We start from the raw sequence: 17,380 nt of genomic DNA, 5'->3' as shown, positions 1-17,380 counted from the left end.
GCTGCACGACCCGGGGGACGGCCCGAGACGCTTTGGTACGGAAGGGGTGCCGACGCGGCGGCCGGCACCCCTGGGGAGGCCGACTAGGCCTGCGGGCCCGTGCCCGTGAGGTGCTCGGGCCGCACCGGGGTCCGGTCGAGCTCCAGACCCGTCGCGTTCCGGATCGCCGCGAGGACGGCCGGGGTCGACGACAGGGTCGGGGCCTCACCGATACCGCGCAGCCCGTACGGGGCGTGGTCGTCGGCAAGTTCGAGCACGTCGACCGGGATGGTCGGCGTGTCGAGAATCGTGGGGATCAGGTAGTCCGTGAAGGACGGGTTCCTGACCTTGGCGGTCTTCGGGTCGACGACGATCTCCTCCATCACCGCGACGCCGAGGCCCTGTGTGGTGCCGCCCTGGATCTGGCCGATCACGGACAGCGGGTTGAGCGCCTTGCCGACGTCCTGCGCGCAGGCCAGTTCGACGACCTTGACGAGGCCGAGTTCGGTGTCGACCTCGACGACGGCGCGGTGCGCGGCGAAGGAGTACTGCACGTGCCCGATGCCCTGCCCGGTGTGCAGGTCGAAGGCCTCGGTGGGGCGGTGCCGCCACTCCTCCTCGACCTCCACGGCCTCGCCCTCGAGCACCTCGGCGAGGTCGGCGAGGACCTCGCCGCCGTCGGTGACGACCTTGCCGCCCTCCAGGAGGAGTTCGGCGGTCGCCCACGCCGGGTGGTAGGTGCCCATCTTGCGGCGGCCGAGGTCCAGGACCTTCTCGCGGACGAGCTCGCAGGCGTTCTTGACGGCGCCCCCGGTGACGTACGTCTGGCGGGACGCGGACGTCGAACCGGCCGAGCCGACCTGGGTGTTGGCCGGGTGAATGGTCACCTGCGTGACGCCCAGCTCGGTGCGGGCGATCTGCGCGTGCACGGTGACGCCGCCCTGGCCGACCTCGGCCATCGCGGTGTGCACGGTCGCGACGGGTTCGCCGCCGACAACCTCCATACGGACACGGGCAGTTGAGTAGTCGTCGAAACCCTCGGAGAAGCCGACGTTCTTGATGCCGACGGCGTAGCCGATACCGCGTACGACGCCCTCGCCGTGCGAGGTGTTGGACAGGCCGCCGGGCAGCTGGCGCACGTCGGCGCCCTCGCTGGACTCCCACTGGCGCTCGGGCGGCAGCGGCATCGCCTTGACGCGGCGCAGCAGTTCGGCGACCGGTGCGGGCGAGTCGACGGGCTGGCCCGTCGGCATGATGGTGCCCTGCTCCATGGCGTTGAGCTGCCGGAATTCCACCCGGTCCATGCCCAACTTGTCGGCCAGCTTGTCCATTTGGGCTTCGTACGCGAAGCACGCCTGGACCGCGCCGAAGCCGCGCATGGCGCCGCAGGGCGGGTTGTTGGAGTAGAGCGCGAGGGCCTCGATGTCGACGTCGTCGAGCACGTACGGGCCGACGGCGAGGGACGAGGCGTTGCCGACGACGGCCGGGGAGGCGGAGGCGTAGGCGCCGCCGTCCAGCACGATGCGGCACTTCATGTGCGTCAACTTGCCGTCGCGCGTGGCCCCGTGCTCGTAGTACAGCTTCGCCGGGTGCCGGTGGACGTGCCCGAAGAAGGACTCGAAACGGTTGTAGACGATCTTGACGGGCTTGCCGGTGCGCAGCGCGAGCAGGCACGCGTGGATCTGCATCGACAGGTCCTCGCGGCCGCCGAACGCGCCGCCGACGCCGGACAGCGTCATCCGCACCTTGTCCTCGGGCAGGCCGAGGACGGGGGCGATCTGGCCGAGGTCCGAGTGCAGCCACTGCGTGGCGACGTAGAGGTCGACGCCGCCGTCCTCGGCCGGCACGGCGAGGCCGGACTCGGGGCCGAGGAAGGCCTGGTCCTGCATGCCGAAGGTGTACTCGCCCTTGACGACGAAGTCGGCCTTCTTGGCGGCCTCTTCGGCGTTGCCGCGGATGATCGGCTGGCGGTGCACGATGTTCGGGTGCGGGACGTGGTCCGCGTGGTGGTCGGTGCGGCCCTCGTGCACCAGCACCGCGTCGGGCGCCGTCGCGGAGGCCTCGTCGGTGATGACGGGCAGCTCGCGGTACTCGACCTTGATCTTGGCGGCGGCGCGCCGCGCGGTCTCCGGGTGGTCGGCCGCGATGCAGGCGACCGGCTCACCGTGGTGGCGGACCTTGCCGTGGGCGAGGACCGGGGTGTCCTTGAACTCCAGGCCGTAGTTCTTCATCGCCGTGGGGAGGTCGTCGTACGTAAGTACCGCGTAGACACCGGGAGTTGCGAGGGCCTCGCCCGTGTCGATCGACACGATCTCGGCGTGCGCGGTGGTGGAGCGCAGAATGTGGCCCCACAGCATGTCCTCGTGCCACATGTCGGACGAGTACGCGAACTCGCCGGTGACCTTGAGGGTGCCGTCCGGGCGGAGCGTGGACTCGCCGATGCCGCCCTTGGTCTGCGACCCCTGGGTGACCTTGCCGGGGATTCCTGTCGTACCCATGCTGCTCAGACCCCTTCCGGCTGCGTCTGGCGCGCGGCGGCGAGCCGGACCGCGTCCATGATCTTCTCGTAGCCGGTGCAGCGGCAGAGGTTCCCGGAGAGCGCCTCGCGGATGTCCGCGTCGGACGGGCTCGGGTTCTGCTCCAGCATCTCGTCGGCCGCGACCAGCAGACCGGGCGTGCAGAAGCCGCACTGGACGGCTCCCGCGTCGATGAACGCCTGCTGGATCGGGGCGAGTTCGTCGCCCTCGCCGGTCTGCGAGTCGGCGCCCTTGGCGGACCAGCTCTGCGCGTCCTGAAGCGTCGTACCGCCTTCATGGGACGCACACGTACGGGACTTGGCGTGGTCGGCGAGCCCTTCGACGGTGACGACCTCGTGGCCCTCGACCTGTCCCGCGGCCACCAGACACGAACACACGGGCACCCCGTCGAGCCGGACGGTGCAGGATCCGCACTCCCCCTGCTCGCACGCGTTCTTCGAGCCCGGAAGCCCCATCCGCTCGCGCAGCACGTACAGAAGGGACTCGCCCTCCCAGACGTCGTCGGCTTCCTGCTTACGGCCGTTGACCGTGAAATTGACGCGCATTACGCGGCTCCCTCCGTGCGAACGCCCGAGCCGCGGTACGACTCCCAGGCCCAGGTCAGCGTGCGGCGTGCCATGACGCCGACCGCGTGACGGCGGTACGAGGCAGTGCCCCGCACGTCGTCGATCGGGTTGCAGGCGCCGGAGCAGAGCGTGGCGAACTGCTTGGCGACCGACGGGGTGATGATCTTGCCGTTGTCCCAGAACCCGCCTTCTTCCAAAGCGGAGTTGAGGAATTCCTCGGCCGCCTTGGCACGGACCGGAGTGGGTGCCGCCGAGCCGATGCCGGTGCGCACGGTCCGGGTCTCCGGGTGCAGGGCGAGGCCGAAGGCGCACACCGCGATGACCATCGCGTTGCGCGTGCCGACCTTGGAGAACTGCTGGGGCCCTTCGGCCTTCTTGATGTGCACGGCGCGGATCAGCTCGTCCTCGGCGAGGGCGTTGCGCTTGACCCCCGTGTAGAACTCGTCGATCGGGATGCGCCGCGAGCCGCGCACCGACTCCACCTCGACCTCGGCGCCGGAGGCGAGCAGCGCCGGGTGGGCGTCACCGGCCGGCGACGCGGTGCCGAGGTTGCCGCCGACGCCGCCGCGGTTGCGGATCTGCGGCGAGGCGACGGTGTGCGAGGCGAGGGCGAGACCCGGCAGCTCACCGCGCAGGTGCTCCATGATCTTGGTGTACGGGACGGAGGCGCCGAGCCGGACGGTGTCGCTCTGAGGCCCCCCGCCCACCTCCCACTCGTTCAGCTCACCGATGCGGTTGAGGTCGAGCAGGTACTCGGGGCGGCGGTGGTCGAAGTTGATCTCGACCATGACATCGGTGCCGCCTGCGATCGGCACGGCTGTGGGGTGCTCGGCCTTCGCGGCGAGCGCCTCCTCCCAGCTGCCGGGGCGAAGGAAGTCCATAACGGCTCTCTTCTCCGTGAGGTTCGTGGATCGGGCAGGGATCGTGCGTGGTTCGTGCGTCGTGGGGGCGATGCGATCGAGCCGAAGAGGAGGGGTGCGCGACGCGCTCCGTGCAAGGGCGGTGGTGGGCGACGGGCGGGAGGATCACAGGGGCTCGTTCTGTTCAGTTCCAGGTGCTGTTCACGCGGAGTGAAGCCAGTACACCGCCTGTGCTCCGGCAGTGTCAGTCACGGAAAACATGAACGCGTTGGCTGGCCCACGGGGGTGTCTTGTAGATTCGTATGAACGGGTGGCATCAGTAACCTCACCGTTTTCTTCTGGAAACTACGAACACAGCTCCCCGGGACACCCTGGGCAGCGGTCCGTGGGTTCCACTCCGGTACGACTTCAAGACAGATCGGCGGCGACGAACACATGCGGCTGCGCGCATTGCTGGACACGGACGCGCTGGGCCTCAGCCTCCTCGGCGGCGAGGATGAGCTCGACCGCACCGTCCGCGGCGTGATGACCACGGACCTGCGGGACCCCAGCCGCTACCTGTCCGGCGGCGAGCTGGTCCTCACGGGCCTGGCCTGGCACCGGGAACCGGCCGATTCCGAGCCCTTCGCCCGGCTGATGGCCGCGGCGGGCGTCGCGGCCGTCGCGGCGGGCACCGCCGAGTTCGGCTACGTCCCCGAGGACTTCGTCGAGGCCTGCACCCGGCACCGCGTGCCGCTGTTCTCGGTGGCCCAGTCCGTGGCGTTCGGGACGATCACCGAGCACGTCGTGCGTCAGGTCTCGGGCGAGCGCGCCGGGGACCTCGCGGCGGTCGTCGACCGGCACCGGCGCCTGATGACCTCGGGGCCCGCGGGCGGCGGCCCCGACGTCGTCCTCGACCTGCTCGGCAGCGACCTGGACCTGCGGGCCTGGGTGCTCTCCCCGACGGGGCGCGCGATAGCGGGCTCGTCGGCGGCCGGGCCCGCGCTGCCCGCGGAGATCCGCACCCGGCTGGCGGCCGAGCACCTGGCGGCCCTGCGCACCGGGCGGCGCAGCCCGCACCGGGTGACGGTCGAGGGGGTCACGTACTCGCTGTTCCCGATCCGCTCGGCGCCGAAGGACGGGCCGGCCGCCGCGCCCTCCGCCGACGCGCGGGCGAGCGTCCTCGCGGACTGGCTGCTCGCCGTCGAGGCGGACGCGGGCGACTGGCCGGAGGAGCGGCTCGACCTGCTTCAGGGCGTCACGCAGCTGATCTCGGTGGAGCGCGAGCGCCGGGACGCGGCGCGCACGGTGCGGCGCAGGCTCGCGCAGGAGGTCCTTGAGCTGGTGCAGGCGGGCGCGGCCCCCGCGGAGATCGCGGCGCGCCTGCGCGTCGCGGCGCCCGTGCTGCTGCCGGGGCTCGGCGCGGCCCCGCACTGGCAGGTCGTCGTGGCGCGCGTGGAGTGGGCGGACCAGCAGGGCGAGAAGGCCGGGGGCGGGGCCGTGGCCCAGTCGCTCCTGGAGGAGATCCTCATCGCCCCGGAGGCCGGGGCGCGCCCCGACGCCGCCGAGCCGTCCGACCGGATCGCCGTGGCGCACAGCGGGGACGAGGCGATCGCCCTGGTGCCGCTGCCCGCCGTGGCCGCGGAGCACGACGGCTCGGAGCAGGGCCTGCTCGCGGACACGCTGCTGACCGCCGTACGTGAACCCCTCGCGGCCGGGCTCGCCGACCAGGGGCGCCTGTCGATCGGCGTGAGCGCCGCGGTGCACTCCGCGGAGGGGCTGCGCGGCGCCCTGGAGGAGGCGCGGCACGCACGGCGCGTGGCGGCCGCCCGCACGGGCGTGGTGTGCGCGGCGGGCCACCAGGAGCTGGCGTCCCACGTCCTGCTGCTGCCCTTCGTCCCGGACGACGTACGCCGCGCGTTCACGGCCCGGCTGCTCGACCCCCTTCGTGACTACGACCACAAGCACCGCGCCGAGCTGATCGCGACGCTGGAGGCGTTCCTCGACTGCGACGGCTCGTGGACCCGCTGCGCGTCCCGGCTGCACCTGCACGTGAACACGTTGCGGTACCGGGTGGGCCGCATCGAGCAGCTGACGGGTCGTGATCTGTCGCGCCTGGAGGACAAGTTGGACTTCTTCCTGGCGTTGCGGATGAGCTGACGTCCCATCAAGCCCACGCGCATCCCCTTAGCGATCTTGGGAGCGCTTGGGAACCCCATCCCTTTGTGAAATCTTTCACCCACCCCCTTGGCCGGGCGCCTTGATCCGTGCTGAGATGCCCACGGCAACTCGGCTCGATGGCGTGCTCGGGAGGGCAATGTGGCGTCTACCGCCATGTCTGGTACCGGAACGAACACAGCGGACGATCCACTCCAGACCGCGGTATGGCGGTTGCGTTCGCGCGGCTGCTGGACCGACGCCGCGGCACTCCTCGACCATCACGCGGCGGCGGACGCGGGGGCGGCCCTGCAACGGGCGGCGCTGCTGGTGGAACGGTGCCTGTACACGGAGCAGGGGTGGGCGGACGCGGAGGACGCGTTGCGTGCGGCGGAGGCGCTGGCCCACACGGACGAGGAACGGGGCGCGGCGGCGTGCGAGCGGGGTCAACTCGCGTACGAGGCCACGCTGTTGAAGACGCAGGACCGGTCCGACGAGGCGCGCTCGGCGTTCGGCAGGGCAGCGGCGCTCATCGCTCCGGGTGCGGCAGGCCGCGCGCTGCTCGACTTCCGGCGCGGCCTGATGTCGGAGAACCTGGCGGACTCGCCGCAGGCGGCCCGGTCGGCGTACCGCAGGGCCCACGCGGGCGCGACGGCCCACGGCGACGCGCTCCTGCTCTCCTTCACCTGGCGCCACCTCGCCGGACTCGCCCTACGGGAGGGCGAGTTGGCGGAGGCGCGGCACGGCTTCACGGAGTCCCTGCGCATCCGTGAGGAACTCGGCTACCTGGTGGGCACGGCCCCGGCCCTCGCGTCCCTGGCGGAGGCCGAACCGGAACCGGACACGAAGGCGCGGTTGCGCGCGGAGGCGGGTCGGTTGTTCCGGTTGCTGGACGGTGTACCCACCTGGTTGGCGGGGGTGTTGCCCGCCGCGGCCTGAAGCCTTCGGTGCGGGCTGAGCATGTTAAGCCCCGCCTTGGGACGAGAGCCAGCGGGGCCCGGGGCAGAGCCCCGCGGCGTAGGCACGGTCGGCTTCTACCCGCCGACGTGCTCCCGCACCAACAAGGTCACCGCACCGCAGTCCTGCGCCTCCAACGCATCCAGCAACGCGCCATGCTGCCGCGCGTCAACGGCGAGGTCGGCCGCGGCCCACCCCACCTGCCGATGCAGATCGTCCGCGACCCGGATCACCTGGTCGTTGCCCGCGAACGCGAGAACGGCCCGGTGGAAGGCGCGATCCGCCTCCGCATACCCCGCCCGGTCCCCCATCGCGGCGGCCACCGCCGTCGCACGGACCAGCGGTCGCAGCTCGGCCCACCGCGCGGGCGCCACCGTGCGCGCGAGACGCGTCACCACCGGCACCTCGACGAGCGCCCGCACCTCCGCGAGCTCCGCCAGCTCGCGGTCCGAGCGCCGGGTCACCCGGAACCCCCGGTTGGGCACGACCTCGACCGCACCCTCCCGCGCCAACTGCTGCATCGCCTCGCGCACCGGCGTCGCCGAGACCCCGAAGCGCTCACCCAGGGCCGGCCCCGAGTAGACCTCGCCGGGCGCGAGGTCGCCGGAGACCAGCGCGGCCCGCAGCGCGTCGAGCACCTGGCCGCGCACGGACGTCCGCTCGACCACTCCGCGCGCCACGAGCCCGGGTGCGGGCGGCTCGCTGTGGGTGTGGTCACCGCGGCTCTGCTCGGGGACGGAGGCCGGCGCGGATACGGGCACGGAGGGTCGCGGCGCCCAGGCCGGCATCGACCGCTGCTCCGGCACTCCCATGGAGGAGTCGCGTGCCGCGCGTGGTCTCGTCCGCTCCACCCCGGTCATCCCCTTCGCCGCCGTTCCTTGCCGTTTGTCCGAAGCTCAACGACGAACGATAGAGGGCCTTGCCGACAGTTCAAACCCCACCCCGGTCGGGTAAGGTAAGGCTTACCTGTAAACGATCAGGAATCGGTGGCCCCCTCATGCCCCTCACCACGTCGGCGCTCGGCGCGCCTCCCAGCGCGGTCTCGGCCGCGTACGCCCGCCTCACCGAGGTGTTCCCGGGCCTGGGCGTCACCGAGGTACCCGCTGGTCAGGCGCTGCCCGAGGGGGCGGGCTGGGTGCACACCGAGCGGCTCGCCGAGGGCGGCGCCGCGCTCGACGCCTTCCTCGCGTGGGACAACGCACAGGTACTCAAGGACTACGGCACCGGCGCCCGCCCCGACGTGATCGCGAGCTTCGGCCTGCACCGCTACGCCTGGCCCGCCTGCCTGCTCATCACCCTCCCCTGGTTCCTGCACCGCCGCGTGCCCCGCTTCCCGGCCTCCGAGGTCGCCTTCCAGCGCACGCTCGGCCGGCTCGCCGTCCACGTGACCGAGTTCGCCTGCCTCCCCGACGACCCGGCGGCGAAGCTGCCCGGCGCCCGCGTCGTCCCGGACGAGGAGGCGCTGCGCGCCGAGGTCCGCGCGGCCGTCGCCGAGCACCTTCAGCCCGTGCTCGCCGGCTTCGGACCGCGGATGCGGCGCGGCCCGCGCGCCTTGTGGGGCATGGCGACGGACGAGATCGTCGAGTCCCTCTGGTACGTCGGCCACCTCCTCGGCGAGGAGCGGCGCGCCATGGCCGACCTGGAGGCGCTGCTCCCCGGCGCCACGAAGCCGTACGTCGGGAAGGCCGCGTTCCGCGAACTGACGGGCCCCGACGGGGAGTTGCTGCCCACCCGCGACCGCGCGAGCTGCTGCATGTTCTACACGCTGCGCCCGCAGGACACCTGTGTGACGTGCCCGCGTACCTGTGACGCGGACCGGGTCGGCAGGCTCACCGCAGCCGCGGCAGCCTGAACCACCCGTTCGAGTGACGTAATTCGAACTCAACTGCCGTTTTCCCGGCGGGAGTTCGAGCGTACGACCGCTTTACGCGCCCCCTTGCACACCAATGGCGTTCTCTTGCCCCGAAACCCCCTGCGGGGTCGGGCGACTGGGCCAATATGGCGCCGTTCCGCCCTATCGCGATGCAAGGGACCCTTGATGAGACTGACCGACATATCGCTGGACTGGCTGCTTCCGGGCGCCGTACTGCTCCTGGGCATGCTGGCGGCGGTCGCAGTGCTCGCGCGCGGCAGGCGCGCCGGGGGCGCCAAGAAGGACGCGGGGATGTTCTCCGACGATTCGTGGGAACGCACCGAGGAGCGCCGCAGGCGCAAGGAGGCCGTCTACGGCACCGCCTCGTACGTGCTGCTGTTCTGCTGCGCCGCCGTCGCCGCCGCCCTCTCCTTCCACGGCCTGGTCGGATTCGGCAAGCAGAACCTGAACCTGTCCGGGGGCTGGGAGTACCTCGTCCCCTTCGGGCTCGACGGCGCCGCGATGTTCTGCTCGGTGCTCGCGGTGCGCGAGGCCAGCCACGGCGACGCCGCGCTCGGCTCCCGGATACTCGTGTGGACGTTCGCCGGCGCCGCCGCCTGGTTCAACTGGGTGCACGCGCCGAGGGGCCTGGGCCACGCGGGCGCCCCGCACTTCTTCGCGGGGATGTCCCTCTCGGCCGCCGTCCTCTTCGACCGTGCCCTGAAGCAGACGCGCCGCGCGGCGCTGCGCGAACAGGGCCTGGTGCCGAGGCCGTTGCCGCAGATCCGGATCGTGCGCTGGCTGCGCGCGCCCCTGGAGACGTACAGCGCCTGGTCGTTGATGCTCCTGGAGAATGTGCGGACCCTCGACGAGGCCGTGGACGAGGTGCGCGAGGACAAGCGGGAGAAGACGCAGAACCGGATGCGCCAGCGCGAGCACCAGAAGCTGGAGCGTGCCCAACTGAAGGCGCTGAGCCGGGGTTTCGGCGCCCGCGACCCCCGGCAGGTGGAGGCCGGCAGCTCCGGACAACCCGGCCCGGAGTCCGCCATATCGGGGGCGGCCCCGCAGTCGGAACTACCGCAGGCGGCGCCCGCACCGGAACAGCTTCCGCTGCGCGCCCGCCCCTCCCTCCAGGCCGTCAAGGGAATCCGTAGGTCCCGTGACCAGAAGGCGCCCGTCACCGTCGATCTGACGGCGGAGGACGATACGCAGGCGCTGCCCCGGCTCGACTCTCTGGAGCAGAAGCTCAAGGACCTTGAGCAGCAGCTCGGTTGAGCCCGTCCGTGGTACGGCGGCGTCGTGGGATCACACGACGCCGCCGTCCAGTTCGAACCAGACCACCTTGCCCGTGGCACCCGGGCCGAGCGCCGCGACGCCCCAGGCGTCCGCGAGCGACTGCACCAGGATGAGTCCGCGCCCATTGGTTCCGTGCGTACCGTCGTCGGCGTGCGGTACGCGTGGCTTGGGCCTGCGCGAGACGAAGTCGCGGACCTCGACCCGCAGGGAGCGCGAGCCCACGGTCGCCGTGAGTTCCGCCTCACAGTCCGTGTGCACCAGCGCGTTCGTCACGAGTTCGCTGGTCAGCAGCTCCGCCACCTCCGATCTTCCGGGCCTTCCCCAGTGCAGGAGGAGTTCGCGCAGCGCGCGCCTCACCTCCGGGACGGCCCGCAGGTCCGCCTTGCCGAGCTTGCGCTTGAGCTGCCTCGGCGGCCCGTCCCCCCGATCCGCCGTACTCACGGCGGCCCCCTTCTCGTACGTCATGGAGCCCCTGTCACCCACTGGGGCGCCCCCTCCTCGTATCTGCCGTTTCATGGCCCCCGCCCACACGCGGCTCGCGATGCCTTCCTCGCTCCGGCCTCCTGCCGCTCGGCGTGCTCTCGAACGCGTACACGGGGATGAATGCCCCGCTGCCTGATCGGCACGCTTGTTGATTGGTCCACCAGTTGCCGGGGTGTCCGGCGCCGCGCCGGGTAAGGAAGCGTGGGGACGCCGCCGGGGACCGGCACAGTACGAGCAGCGAACAGCACCGCAGGAGCACCGAAGGAGACGCCGTGCACGACGACCGACACCTCGTGGAAGGCCGACTCGACCGCGCGATGCGCCAATTCGTGCGGCCCGCGCAGTACGGGGCGCGGGTACCGCTGAGCATGAGCGTCTGGCACGCACCGGGGGAACCGGTTCCGGTGGCCGAGGCCCTGGACGGCACGTACGAGCCCTTCGAGACCGGCACCGCGTGGGGAAAGCCGTGGTCGACGAGTTGGTTCCGCCTGGAGGGGCGGGTGCCCGAGGAGTGGGAGGGGCGGCACGTCGAGGCGGTCGTCGACCCCGGATTCTCCGGGCAGGGGCCCGGCTTCCAGGCGGAGGGACTGCTGTACGACGCGTCGGGTGTACCCCTCAAGGGCATCCACCCGCGCAACCGGCATCTGACGATCGCGGCGCGCGCGGCCGGCGGGGAGCCGGTGCATCTGCTCCTCGAGGCGGCGGCCAATCCGACGGTGCTGCGGGACTTCGAACCCACCTTCCTCGGTGACGTACTGACCGCAGGGGATCGCCCCAACTACCGATTCCGCTCTGCCGATCTGGCCGTACTCGACGAGGAGGTCTGGCATCTCGTCCTGGACGTCGAGGTGCTCTCGGAGCTGATGCACGAGCTGGACGCGGACCGGGCCAGGCGCCACGACATCCTGCGCGCCCTGGAGCGGATGCTGGACGCCCTCGATCTGCACGATGTCCCCGGCACCGCGGCGGCGGCCCGCACCGAGCTGGCCGAGGTGCTGTCCCGTCCCGCGCACGCGAGCGCGCACCGGGTCTCGGCGGCCGGGCACGCGCACATCGACTCGGCGTGGCTGTGGCCGCTGCGCGAGACGGTCCGCAAGGCCTCGCGCACGTTCGCGAACGTCACGGCGCTGGCCCGCGACTACCCGGAGCTGGTCTTCGCCTGCTCGCAGGCGCAGCAGTACGCGTGGGTGAAGGAGCACCAGCCGCACATCTGGGAGCGCATCAAGAAGGCGGTCGCGGACGGGAACTGGTCCCCGGTCGGCTCGATGTGGGTGGAGTCGGACGCCAACATGCCCGGCGGCGAGGCCCTCGCGCGTCAGCTGGTGCACGGCAAGCGGTTCTTCCAGGACGAGCTGGGCGTGGAGACGGAGGAGATCTGGCTCCCTGACTCCTTCGGATACACGGCCGCTTTCCCGCAGTTGGCGAAGCTCGCGGGTGCCAAGTGGTTCCTGACGCAGAAGCTGAGCTGGAACCAGACGAACAAGATGCCGCACCACACGTTCTGGTGGGAGGGCATCGACGGCACGCGGGTGTTCACGCACTTCCCGCCCGTGGACACCTACAACGCACAGTTCCACGCCAACGAACTGGCCCACGCCGAGCGGAACTTCGCGGAGAAGGGCGGCGCGTCCCGCTCCCTCGTCCCGTTCGGCTGGGGCGACGGCGGGGGCGGCCCGACCCGCGAGATGCTGGAGAAGGCGCGCCGGCTGCGCTCGCTGGAGGGATCGCCGCGCGTCGACATCGAGAAGCCGGCCGCGTTCTTCGAGGCCGCGCACGAGGAGTACGGCGCGAAGGCCCCCGTCTGGTCCGGCGAGCTGTACCTGGAGATGCACCGCGCCACGTACACCACACAAGCGAAGACGAAACAGGGCAACCGCCGCTCCGAACACGCCCTGCGCGAGGCCGAGTTGTGGTGCACGGCCGCCGCCCTGCACGACGCGGACTACGCCTATCCGTACGACGCACTCGACCGGATCTGGAAGACGGTACTGCTGCACCAGTTCCACGACATCCTGCCGGGCTCGTCGATCGCCTGGGTCCACCGGGAGGCCCGGGAGACCTACGCCCAGGTACTCGCGGAACTGGACGACATCACCACCGGAGCCGTACACCGCCTCGGCGGGTCCGCGCCGTCGGCACTCAACGCCTCGCCGTACCCGCGCAGCGAAGTCGTCGCCCACGACGGGCAGTTGACGCACGTGAACGTCGATGGGCTCGGCGCCCGCTCCCTCACCGAGGCCGCCGGACAGACGCACGGACCGGGCGCGCACGCGGCGGCGACGCGGGAGACGGACTCGATCATCCTCGCCAACGAACACCTCACCGTGACGATCGACAGCGACGGACTCCTCACCTCCGTACGGGACTTGAGGGACGGCGGCCGCGAGACGCTCGCTCCCGGCAGCCGCGGCAACCTGCTGCAACTGCACCCCGACCACCCCACGCAGTACGACGCCTGGGACCTGGACGCCCACTACCGAAACACCCGCACCGACCTCACCCGCGCCGAGTCGGTGGAGCTGGTCGAGGAGGGCCCGCTGCGGGTCTCCGTGCGCGTCACCCGCCACTTCGGGAAGTCCCGGATCACGCAGGAGTACCGGCTCGCCGCGGACAGCCGGCGCCTCGATGTCGTCACGGACATCGACTGGCAGGAGTCGGAGAAGGTCCTGAAGGCGGCGTTCCCGCTGGACGTGCACGCGGAGCGGTCGTCGGCCGAGATCCAGTTCGGCCACGTCAACCGGCCCACGCACGCCAACACCGGCTGGGACGCGGCCCGTTACGAGATCTGCGCGCACCGCTGGCTGCGGGTCGCGGAGGAGGGCTACGGGGTCGCGCTGCTCAACGACTCCACGTACGGCCACGACGTGACGCGCGCCGCGCACGACGAGGGCCTCGGCACCACGGTCCGCCTCACGCTCCTTCGCGCCCCGCACTCCCCCGACCCGGAGACGGACCTGGGCACGCACCGCTTCACGTACGCGCTGCTGCCGGGCGCGACGACCGGCGACGCGGTGGCGGAGGGGCTCGCCCTGAACCTGCCGCTGCGGATCGCGCCCGCGCCCGCCGTGACGCCGCTGGTCGCGGTCGACAACCCGGCGGTCACGGTGGAGTCCGTGAAGCTCGCGGAGGACCGCAGCGGGGATGTCGTGGTGCGGCTCTACGAGTCGCGGGGCGGGCGTGCGAACGCGACGCTCACGGCGGCGTTCCCGGTGGCGGGCGCGGACGAGACGGACCTCCTGGAGCGCCCGCTGCACGCGGCCGACACCTCGGACGCCGGTCTCGCCCTGTCCCTGCGCCCGTTCCAGATCCTGACGCTGCGGCTGCGGCCGGTGTGATGCGGAGGCTTCAGGGACGCGGCATGTTGCGGAGGTTGGAGCGGGCCATCTGCACCATCCGGCCCACTCCGCCGTCGAGGACGATCTTCGAGGCGGAGAGGGCGAAGCCCGTGACCATCTCGGCGCTGATCTTCGGCGGGATGGACAGGGCGTTGGGATCGGTGACGACATCGATCAGCGCGGGCCCCTTGTGCCTGAACGCGTCCTTGAGCGCGCCCGCGAGCTGCTTCGGCTTCTCGACGCGGACGCCGTAGGCACCGGCGGCGCGGGCGATCGCGGCGAAGTCGGGGTTCTTGTTGGTCGTCCCGTACGAGGGGAGCCCGGCCACCAGCATCTCCAACTCGACCATTCCCAGAGAGGAGTTGTTGAAGAGGACGACCTTCACCGGCAGGTCGTACTGGACGAGGGTGAGGAAGTCGCCCATCAGCATCGAGAACCCGCCGTCGCCCGACATCGAGACGACCTGCCGGTTCCGGTCGGTGAACTGGGCGCCGATCGCCATCGGCAGCGCGTTCGCCATCGAGCCGTGCGAGAACGAGCCGATGACGCGGCGGCGCCCGTTGGGCGAGATGTAGCGGGCCGCCCAGACGTTGCACATGCCGGTGTCGACCGTGAACACGGCGTCCTCGGCGGCGAGTTCGTCGACGACGGAGGCGACGTACTCGGGGTGGATGGGGGTGTGCTTCTCGACCTTGCGCGTGTACGCCTTCACGACGCCTTCGAGCGCGTCGGCGTGCTTCTTCAGCATCCGGTCGAGGAACTTGCGGTTCGACTTGGGCTTCACGCGCGGCGTGAGGCAGCGCAGCGTCTCGCGTACGTCGCCCCAGACCGCGAGGTCCAGCTTGGAGCGCCTGCCGAGGTGCTCGGGCCGCACGTCGACCTGGACGATCTTGACGTCCTTCTGCGGCAGGAAGGCGTTGTACGGGAAGTCGGTGCCAAGCAGGATCAGCAGATCGCACTCGTGGGTGGCCTCGTACGCGGCGCCGTACCCGAGCAGCCCGCTCATGCCCACGTCGTACGGGTTGTCGTACTGGATCCACTCCTTGCCGCGCAGCGCGTGGCCGACCGGCGACTTGATCTTCTCGGCGAACTCCATGACCTCGGCGTGCGCGCCCGCGGTGCCGCTGCCGCAGAACAGGGTGACCTTGCCGGCCTCGTCGATCAGCTCGACAAGCTTGTCGATCTCGGCGTCGCCGGGGCGGATGCTCGGCCGGGAGGTGACGATCGCGGTCTCGATGGACGTCTCGGGCGCGGCTTCGTCGGCGACGTCGCCGGGGAGGGTCACGACGCTGACGCCGGACCGGCCGACGGCGTTCTGGATGGCGGTCTGCAGGACGCGCGGCATCTGCTTCGGGCTGGAGATCATCTCGCTGTAGTGCGAGCACTCGGAGAACAGCCGGTCGGGGTGGGTCTCCTGGAAGAAGCCGAGGCCGATCTCGCTGGACGGAATGTGCGAGGCGAGGGCGAGGACCGGGGCCATCGAGCGGTGGGCGTCGTAGAGGCCGTTGATGAGGTGCAGATTGCCGGGCCCGCAGGACCCGGCGCACGCGGTCAGCTTTCCGGTGACCTGCGCTTCCGCGCCTGCGGCAAAGGCGGCGGTCTCCTCGTGCCGTACGTGGACCCAGTCGATCGCGTCGTTGCGCCGGATCGCGTCGACGACCGGATTGAGGCTGTCGCCCACGACTCCGTACATGCGCTCGACGCCCGCGCGGACGAGGATGTCGACGAACTGCTCGGCGACGTTCTGCTTGGCCATGACTCACGCGCCCTTTCGGAACCCGGTCTCCGCGTTGCTTCTCAGCTCTTCCGTGTTCCATGAATTCATACGGGGCGTGCTCACGCCTCCCAGACGGCCGCAGCCGTTCGGTCGTCGGCGTATCCCTTCACCCGGACCTGGGTGTCCGCGAGGAACGTGGCGAGACCCGGAGGATCGGCGTCCGCCCACCTGTTCGCCAGGTGGCGGGCGAGATCCGGCTCTCCGCGGAGCGGTTCGGCGAGGCCCGGCGAGCACAGCAGCAGCGTGTCCCCCGGTCGGGCGACGGAGGCGCGGAACCGGAAGGCGTCGCGGGGCGGCGGGGGCGCGGGCTCGTAGGGGCTCGGGGGCGTCGTGATGTTGAGGTCCATCGTGAGCCGGTCGCCGTCCGGTGTCTCGGCCGGCGGCGTCGAACCGAAGCCGACGACGGGTTCGCCGCTCTGCTCGGCGACGCTCGGCTCTATGTCCCGCCACTCCCCGTCCCGCAACCGGAAGAGTCCGCCCTCGCCGACGCCGAAGAACACGCGGGTGCGGCACGCCGGGTCGGCGGGCAGCAGCAGGCAGCGCAGCGTCGCGGCGTACTGCTCCGGGTCCAGGCCCTGTTCGGTGGCGCCGGCCCGCAGCTTGCCGAGGCTGCGGTCGGTGAGCCGGTGCAGGCCCGACTTGAGGTCGCCCCTGCGGCCCGCCCGCACGTCCTCCGCGAGCCGCGTGTGGCTGAGCCCGACGGCCCGCCCGATCCACTCGCAGACCTCGGCGGCGGCCCGGTGCGCGCCGGGCGTGGCGCGGGCGCCGGTGGCCATCGCCACGAGGATCAGCGCCGTGGACCCGCTCCCGAACCGCGCGGTGAGCAGACTGTCGCGCCGCAGCTCGCCCCGGTACCGCGCGGAGTCCCCCCGCACGGACACGGCCCGCAAGGTCGACACCCCGCACCGCGCCCCGTCGAGCACGGTGTCCGCGACGAGATCGTCCAGATCCTCCGGATCGGCGAGAGGAAGAGCGCTGGGCTCGGCGTCGTAGGTGGGCGGACCGTCGCCTACGTAGATGACGGGGTCCGCTTGCGGCGGGGCCGGGTCGGTCTCTTCGGCGCGAGGAGCCTCCGGCGGGAGTGGGGGTGCCTCCGGAGGGGCCGGTGGGGCTTCTACGCGGGGTGCTTCCGGCGGAGGGGGAGGCGCTTCGGGCAGGGGCGGCACGGCTGCGGACTGAGGCGTCTCCGGCAGGGGTGGCGCGGCTTCGGGCGGGGGCGGAGCCTCCGGCAGGGGTGGCGCAGCTTCCGGAGGTGGCGGTGGTTCCGCCTCGGGTGCGTCGGCGCCGGGTTCGTCCGGGACGGGTGGGGTGGTCCAGACGTGGTGTGTTTCCGGGTACGGGGCGTGGCGGGGCTCCGGCACGGGTGGGTCGTCGACGGCCGGTGGGGCCGGGGGCGGCGGAGAGTGCGGGGACGCGACCGCGCCGGCCGAGCTGAAGCGGTCGTCCAGGGTGTCCGGGGCCGGAGTGGGCCCGGTGTCCTCGGCGGCGGCCTCGTTGTCGTACAACTTCCCCCACCAGTCGTCCCCTTGGGCCGGGTGACCGGTGGGCCTCTCCCCCTGCTGGCTCATGCCCTCATTGTCCACGGCACGGGCCGTACGAAAA

The 17,380-nt window shown here is 71.7% G+C and carries 12 protein-coding genes; 5 read left to right on the top strand and 7 right to left on the bottom strand.

Going from position 1 to position 17,380, the window contains the following annotated elements; translation table 11 throughout:
* Positions 1-83: 83 nt before the first annotated feature.
* Genes OHA73_RS33010 through OHA73_RS33000 form a run of 3 tightly spaced genes read right to left on the bottom strand, consistent with a single transcriptional unit; the run spans position 84 to position 3,963 of the window.
* Positions 84-2,477 carry a xanthine dehydrogenase family protein molybdopterin-binding subunit gene (locus OHA73_RS33010; protein WP_266715229.1) on the bottom strand — a complete coding sequence of 798 codons (2,394 nt, stop codon included), beginning with the start codon at positions 2,475-2,477 and terminating at the stop codon, positions 84-86.
* A gap of 5 nt (positions 2,478-2,482) precedes the next feature.
* Complete coding sequence (locus OHA73_RS33005) at positions 2,483-3,061, bottom strand: (2Fe-2S)-binding protein (protein WP_327656858.1); 579 nt, start codon at positions 3,059-3,061, stop codon at positions 2,483-2,485.
* Positions 3,061-3,963, bottom strand: a complete 903-nt coding sequence (locus OHA73_RS33000) for an FAD binding domain-containing protein (protein ID WP_266715227.1) — start codon at positions 3,961-3,963, stop codon at positions 3,061-3,063. Before OHA73_RS33000 ends, OHA73_RS33005 begins: the two co-directional genes overlap by 1 nt.
* Positions 3,964-4,377: 414 nt before the next feature.
* On the opposite strand from OHA73_RS33000, the gene OHA73_RS32995 reads away from it, so the two are divergent.
* Positions 4,378-6,081 (top strand): PucR family transcriptional regulator, encoded by a 1,704-nt coding sequence (locus OHA73_RS32995; protein WP_327656857.1) that lies wholly within the window; start codon positions 4,378-4,380, stop codon positions 6,079-6,081.
* Positions 6,082-6,255: 174 nt separating this feature from the next.
* Positions 6,256-7,017, top strand: coding sequence for a hypothetical protein (locus OHA73_RS32990; protein ID WP_266715225.1), 762 nt, complete (start codon positions 6,256-6,258; stop codon positions 7,015-7,017).
* A 95-nt stretch (positions 7,018-7,112) separates the two neighbouring features.
* Here OHA73_RS32990 and OHA73_RS32985 read toward each other — a convergent pair whose 3' ends face one another.
* Entirely contained in the window at positions 7,113-7,823 is a 711-nt protein-coding gene (locus OHA73_RS32985) for a GntR family transcriptional regulator (RefSeq protein ID WP_327658570.1), read from the bottom strand.
* A gap of 209 nt (positions 7,824-8,032) precedes the next feature.
* Here OHA73_RS32985 and OHA73_RS32980 point away from each other — a divergent pair, with 209 nt between their 5' ends.
* Positions 8,033-8,887, top strand: coding sequence for a (2Fe-2S)-binding protein (locus tag OHA73_RS32980; protein WP_266715224.1), 855 nt, complete (start codon positions 8,033-8,035; stop codon positions 8,885-8,887).
* Positions 8,888-9,073: 186 nt separating this feature from the next.
* Positions 9,074-10,162, top strand: a complete 1,089-nt coding sequence (locus OHA73_RS32975; RefSeq protein ID WP_327656856.1) for a DUF2637 domain-containing protein — start codon at positions 9,074-9,076, stop codon at positions 10,160-10,162.
* Between the two features lie 30 nt (positions 10,163-10,192).
* Here OHA73_RS32975 and OHA73_RS32970 read toward each other — a convergent pair whose 3' ends face one another.
* Entirely contained in the window at positions 10,193-10,648 is a 456-nt protein-coding gene (locus OHA73_RS32970) for an ATP-binding protein (RefSeq protein WP_267068750.1), read from the bottom strand.
* A 290-nt stretch (positions 10,649-10,938) separates the two neighbouring features.
* On the opposite strand from OHA73_RS32970, the gene OHA73_RS32965 reads away from it, so the two are divergent.
* Positions 10,939-14,001: an alpha-mannosidase gene (locus OHA73_RS32965; RefSeq protein ID WP_327656855.1), complete on the top strand. Its 3,063-nt coding sequence runs from the start codon at positions 10,939-10,941 to the stop codon at positions 13,999-14,001.
* A 10-nt stretch (positions 14,002-14,011) separates the two neighbouring features.
* On the opposite strand, the gene OHA73_RS32960 is transcribed toward OHA73_RS32965, so the two are convergent.
* Together OHA73_RS32960 and OHA73_RS32955 are read right to left on the bottom strand one after the other, a co-directional pair.
* Positions 14,012-15,757 (bottom strand): pyruvate dehydrogenase, encoded by a 1,746-nt coding sequence (locus tag OHA73_RS32960; protein WP_266715220.1) that lies wholly within the window; start codon positions 15,755-15,757, stop codon positions 14,012-14,014.
* 80 nt (positions 15,758-15,837) lie between these two features.
* Positions 15,838-17,346 carry a protein phosphatase 2C domain-containing protein gene (locus OHA73_RS32955; RefSeq protein ID WP_327656854.1) on the bottom strand — a complete coding sequence of 503 codons (1,509 nt, stop codon included), beginning with the start codon at positions 17,344-17,346 and terminating at the stop codon, positions 15,838-15,840.
* Positions 17,347-17,380 lie beyond the last annotated feature (34 nt).

Origin of the sequence: Streptomyces sp. NBC_00483, from assembly GCF_036013745.1 — a bacterium.
Classification (GTDB): Bacteria; Actinomycetota; Actinomycetes; order Streptomycetales; family Streptomycetaceae; genus Streptomyces.
The sequence above is the reverse complement of the archived record's forward strand: the minus strand, read 5'-3'. Positions and strand labels throughout refer to the sequence as shown.

Bases quoted from the DNA above. Each gene is read 5' to 3' on its own strand.
- OHA73_RS32975 (WP_327656856.1), top strand. From the start codon at position 9,074: ATGAGACTGACCGACATATCGCTGGACTGGCTGCTTCCGGGCGCCGTA.
- OHA73_RS33000 (WP_266715227.1), bottom strand. From the start codon at position 3,963: ATGGACTTCCTTCGCCCCGGCAGCTGGGAGGAGGCGCTCGCCGCGAAG.
- OHA73_RS32990 (WP_266715225.1), top strand. From the start codon at position 6,256: ATGTCTGGTACCGGAACGAACACAGCGGACGATCCACTCCAGACCGCG.
- OHA73_RS33010 (WP_266715229.1), bottom strand. From the start codon at position 2,477: ATGGGTACGACAGGAATCCCCGGCAAGGTCACCCAGGGGTCGCAGACC.
- OHA73_RS32985 (WP_327658570.1), bottom strand. From the start codon at position 7,823: ATGCCGGCCTGGGCGCCGCGACCCTCCGTGCCCGTATCCGCGCCGGCC.
- OHA73_RS32970 (WP_267068750.1), bottom strand. From the start codon at position 10,648: ATGACGTACGAGAAGGGGGCCGCCGTGAGTACGGCGGATCGGGGGGAC.
- OHA73_RS32960 (WP_266715220.1), bottom strand. From the start codon at position 15,757: ATGGCCAAGCAGAACGTCGCCGAGCAGTTCGTCGACATCCTCGTCCGC.
- OHA73_RS32995 (WP_327656857.1), top strand. From the start codon at position 4,378: ATGCGGCTGCGCGCATTGCTGGACACGGACGCGCTGGGCCTCAGCCTC.
- OHA73_RS33005 (WP_327656858.1), bottom strand. From the start codon at position 3,061: ATGCGCGTCAATTTCACGGTCAACGGCCGTAAGCAGGAAGCCGACGAC.
- OHA73_RS32980 (WP_266715224.1), top strand. From the start codon at position 8,033: ATGCCCCTCACCACGTCGGCGCTCGGCGCGCCTCCCAGCGCGGTCTCG.
- OHA73_RS32955 (WP_327656854.1), bottom strand. From the start codon at position 17,346: ATGAGCCAGCAGGGGGAGAGGCCCACCGGTCACCCGGCCCAAGGGGAC.